Below are 212 nucleotides of genomic sequence, written 5' to 3'. Positions count from 1 at the left end.
AGCAGGGCCGCCGGGCCGTTGCTGGTGGGTGCCACCGTCGCGATGGGCCTGATGGCGGGGCTGTTCTTCGCCTTCGACGTGTCGGTCATGCCGGGCCTGGCGGCCGGGGACGACCGGACGTACGTCACGGCGATGCAGCACATCAACAAGTCGATCGAGAACGGGATGTTCGGCCTGGTCTTCGTCGGCGCCTTCGTGGCGACGGGCCTGGC

The 212-nt window shown here is 69.3% G+C and carries 1 pseudogene; it reads left to right on the top strand.

Annotation, left to right across the window (positions count from 1 at the left end):
* Nucleotides 1-212: pseudogene (locus tag IF30_RS0140765) on the top strand (DUF1772 domain-containing protein); the annotation flags it as partial.

The organism is Streptomyces sp. NRRL S-350, from assembly GCF_000719705.1.
Classification (GTDB): Bacteria; Actinomycetota; Actinomycetes; order Streptomycetales; family Streptomycetaceae; genus Kitasatospora.
Note: the sequence above shows the minus strand (reverse complement) of the source record. Positions and strands in the feature narration are given on the sequence as shown.